Origin of the sequence: Phocaeicola sp. (assembly GCF_048170425.1) — a bacterium.
Taxonomy (GTDB): Bacteria; Bacteroidota; Bacteroidia; order Bacteroidales; family Bacteroidaceae; genus Phocaeicola.
Genome location: NZ_DBEXBB010000136.1, coordinates 1 through 4,337 on the forward strand (window position 1 = coordinate 1; position 4,337 = coordinate 4,337).

The window sequence follows — 4,337 nt, forward strand, 5'->3', positions numbered from 1 at the left end:
GTTCTTTTAACAACTTCATTGCAAATTCCTTGTCGGCTATTGCAGCATACTGCTTTTTTGAGAAGAAGCCCGCCATTGATGTGAATTTTGACAATGACGGACAACTGTCTATTTTCTAATTTTATATCGAACTCACGTTAAATAAAGGTAGCATTCATTTTACTTTTTTTCATGAGGAATCGCAATCTTTTTCATTATACGCCTTATAGCCAATTGTTCTTTCACCTCATAATATGCCACAGTCATCAAAGCTTCAAGCTCAGTCACACCCTCATATTGTGAAAGATCTATCTCATAAATATAATCCATTGCAGGATCCAACTTCATAGCCAGCCTGTTTAATGGATATTTCTTGAAAGAAAGTCTTTTCTGAGATTCTCCATACACTCCCGAGCAATAGCAATTAAAATAGTCCAGATAAACCACATCCTTCGTATGGTTCACTATCCTATACTTCGCCTTCATAGCCTCCTTATCTACTTGCAAGTAAAAGTCCACCTGCGGAGTTTCAGATGGTACAGAAACACACAAATAAGGATAATGTTTTGTCAAACGTACACTGACCGCTTCTTTTCCAGCAGGAAAATATATCGCTAACAGACTGACACTTACTGATTCTACAGACTCACCCTCTAGAGGATTTAAAGTAACCAAACACTCATAACATTTTCCAGAAGATACTACTATAAAAGGTTCGTCAAGTACATCCAGATAACTCTCACACCCCCTTCCATACATATCCTGAGATTTCATAGTCAGATAACTTCCGCTAAATTTCCCTTCTGACGAACGTTGCAAAACCACTTCATACGGAGTATAATTGATAACCCGACAGACTACTTGATGAAGCCTATCATTATATAAAACTTTCAGGTCAACATCTTGTGCAGCTACATGAAAAAAAGTCATACACCACACGCAGGCAATCATATACACTGCTTTCATAACACGTATACAAAAAGCAAACCCGTCATCAATTACACATTAATGACGGGTTCACTAGAAATTCTCTATACTAGTTGCCACTTTCCATCGTACGAATTACCCGCCGATGTTTCAGTGAAAAACTTATTTAGCCAGACTATATACAATATCCATAATCTGTTTACCAATTTCATCGGCAGCTTCCATTGTAGAAGCTTCTGAGTACACACGAATAATCGGTTCAGTATTACTCTTGCGCAGGTGAACCCACTTGTCAGGGAAGTCAATCTTCACACCGTCAATATCATTGATTTCTTCATTCTTGTAAAGATCTTTCACCTTGGCCAAAATAGCATCTACGTCCGTTTCCGGAGTTAGGTCAATACGATTCTTCGCAATGAAATAATTAGGATAAGTAGCACGCAGCTCGCTTACTTTCTTTCCTTCATGTGCCAGATGACTCAGGAACAAAGCAATACCCACCAATGCATCACGTCCGTAGTGAGATTCCGGATAAATTACCCCACCGTTACCTTCACCACCGATAACTGCATTTGTAGCTTTCATCTTGGTTACTACATTCACCTCACCCACTGCAGAAGCATTATATTCCATACCATACTTACGAGTCACGTCACGCAGTGCACGAGTTGAACTCAAGTTAGAAACCGTATTTCCCGGAGTATGCTTCAATACATAATCAGCCACTGTGACCAATGTATATTCTTCTCCATACATCACTCCATTCTCACAGATAATAGCCAGACGGTCTACGTCAGGGTCCACCACAAAGGCTACATCACAAGTACCCTTCTTCATCAATCCCATGATGTCGCCCAAGTTCTTTTCCAACGGTTCCGGATTATGCTGGAAGTCACCAGTCGGTTCACAATACAACTTCTCTACATGCTGCACACCCAACTGTTCCAACAACTGAGGCAGTACCACACCTCCTACAGAGTTCACACAATCAATTGCCACGCGGAAATTAGCTTTACGGATAGCTTCTACGTCTACCAACTTCAGTGCCAATACGCTGTCTATATGTTTCTGATTGTATGTATTGTCTTCACGATACTTACCAATATGTTCTATGTCCGCAAACTCAAATTCTTCTGCTGCGGCAATACGCAACACCTCGTTTCCTTCTGCCGCATTCAGGAATTCACCATGCTCATTCAGCAATTTCAAAGCATTCCATTGTCTCGGGTTATGACTGGCAGTCAAAATGATACCTCCACATGCACCTTCCATCGTGACGGCAAGCTCAGTAGTTGGAGTAGAAGCCAATCCGATGTTTACCACATCGAACCCCATTCCCATCAACGTACCGCATACCACATTTTTCACCATCTCACCAGAGATACGTGCATCGCGACCAACCACAATTTTATTCGACTTGATTGTTGTTGTCTTACGAATCAACGTTGCATAAGCAGAAGTGAATTTCACGATGTCCAAAGGATTCAGCCCTTCACCGGCATGGCCGCCTATCGTACCACGAATACCGGAAATAGATTTAATAAGTGTCATAAATAAAGGTTTTAATTATTTAGGTTATCTTGTCATGTTATAAGTCAACTCATAAAAACACGGATATACCGATTGAGTAGCAGAAGAAGTACCTTCGCTGTGTGGTACAATCAATTTCACACGAGCAATCTCACTTGCATCATTCGTTCTTCCAGGTTTCAAATACCGCAACGGTATCAACCAGCCAGAAGGAACTGCCACAGTTCCATACATACCATACATACTGTAAGAATCATTGCGGGTAAACGAAGCAGAATAGGAATCACCGCTAATTGTCAGTTTAAAGTCTTCTCCTTTAATGGTATAAGAAGGGTTCGCTACATGAAAATTAGCCAATAATGTATCTCCCGCCGTCATACCTAAATCGCTACGTGTCTGCACTGCCACTTCTACAAAACGAGCTACCATATCATATGTTCCATCCTCCAGCACATTTTTACCTGGACCACGATTGACCACATGCATATAAACCCCACTCTCATCCAGCAATACATACTCATTTTCTTTTGTAGTAGAGTCCTGGGCTGCAAAATCTGCCTCAGAAATAACCCTTATGTCATTTTCCAAGATAAACTTATTGATGGCATCTGCCTCTTCTTCCTTCATCTCAGCATAGGTCTTTCCGTTATTACAACTTTGCAGCGCCAATATAATCACGGCAGTTATAGCCCATAACAAATAATTCTTTTTCATCTTATAAGCATCTTTACACGGACAAATGTAGTAAAATGTCTCAAAAACACCCCTCCTATTTTGTCCAATTATGTCTAATATTGTTCAAGAATAAAAATTTCTCACTAATTTTTCAGTAATAAGCTCTCATATTTCACCAAAGCCTGCTTAAACAAGCCAACAGCCTCATCCATCGTACCGTAAAACTCTCCACCGGAAGCATTCAAATGCCCACCCCCATTGAAGAACTCATCCGCCACCTGATTACAGGGAAATGCCCCCACCGAACGAAGCGAAACCTTAATCATATCCTTCTCGGTATCTTCACGCAGGAATACCGAAAAGCAAATTCCCTTCATCTGGAGAGGAATGTTTACAAAACCTTCTGTATCTCCTTTTACATAACGGAACTTACCCTGCTCTTCCTTTGAAAGACAAATTAAAGCTGCACGAAACTGAGGATATACCTGCATTTTCTCATAAAGCACATACCCCATCAGGCGAAGACGCCCTTCTGAATACGTATTGAACACTTTACGATAAATATCATCTTTATCAATGCCTTTAGACAACAGTTCGCTGATAATAAAATATATTTCACGATTATTGGAGTTATAAGTAAAACCTCCTGTATCCGTCATCATTCCGGTATAGATACATTCCGCTCCTTCCAATGTAATATCATCAAAACACCCCAGACGGCATATCAGTCTAAAAATCAATTCCGAAGTAGAAGAGATTTCCGGATGTGAAATCGTCACCCGACAGAATGGTTCCGGATTCAAATGATGATCAATCATTACCTTTCTACCCTGTGCATCCCTTACCACATCTGCCATCCGGTCAATGCGCGACAAGGCATTAAAATCAAGGCAACAAATCACTTCTGCCTCAGCAATCAGTTTATCGGCAAACTCAGCATATTTATCATAACGGATAATATCTTTCGCTCCAGGCATCCACCGTAAAAAGTCAGGAAACGCATTGGGCACAATCACATTTACCGTCTTTTCATGAACAGACAAAAAATGATACAGCCCTAACGAAGCCCCTAATGCATCCCCGTCAGGAGATACATGAGTGACAATCACAATTTTGTCAGCCCGGTCAAAATAGGTCTCAATTTTATCAATATGAGCTTGAAGAATTACTTTTGACAACATATTATTTTTCTTAAACTTACACTTTTGAAAGGAGCAAAAGTACAA

The 4,337-nt window shown here is 40.4% G+C and carries 4 protein-coding genes and 1 pseudogene; 1 reads left to right on the plus strand and 4 read right to left on the minus strand.

Annotated elements, in window-relative coordinates; genetic code table 11:
* Positions 1 to 119 (plus strand): annotated as a pseudogene (locus ACMJ0U_RS05335) (IS982 family transposase); the annotation flags it as partial.
* Positions 120 to 159: 40 nt separating this feature from the next.
* Here ACMJ0U_RS05335 and ACMJ0U_RS05340 read toward each other — a convergent pair.
* The 4 genes from ACMJ0U_RS05340 to ACMJ0U_RS05355 form a co-directional block, all read right to left on the minus strand.
* Complete coding sequence (locus tag ACMJ0U_RS05340) at positions 160 to 945, minus strand: hypothetical protein (protein WP_417128664.1); 786 nt, start codon at positions 943 to 945, stop codon at positions 160 to 162.
* Between the two features lie 123 nt (positions 946 to 1,068).
* Positions 1,069 to 2,457 (minus strand): phosphoglucosamine mutase, encoded by a 1,389-nt coding sequence (gene glmM, locus ACMJ0U_RS05345; protein WP_417128666.1) that lies wholly within the window; start codon positions 2,455 to 2,457, stop codon positions 1,069 to 1,071.
* A gap of 24 nt (positions 2,458 to 2,481) precedes the next feature.
* A complete protein-coding gene (locus ACMJ0U_RS05350) occupies positions 2,482 to 3,150 on the minus strand; it encodes a DUF4827 domain-containing protein (RefSeq protein WP_417128668.1) in 669 nt (222 codons plus the stop codon).
* Positions 3,151 to 3,254: 104 nt separating this feature from the next.
* Positions 3,255 to 4,292 (minus strand): DHH family phosphoesterase, encoded by a 1,038-nt coding sequence (locus ACMJ0U_RS05355; RefSeq protein ID WP_417128669.1) that lies wholly within the window; start codon positions 4,290 to 4,292, stop codon positions 3,255 to 3,257.
* Positions 4,293 to 4,337 lie beyond the last annotated feature (45 nt).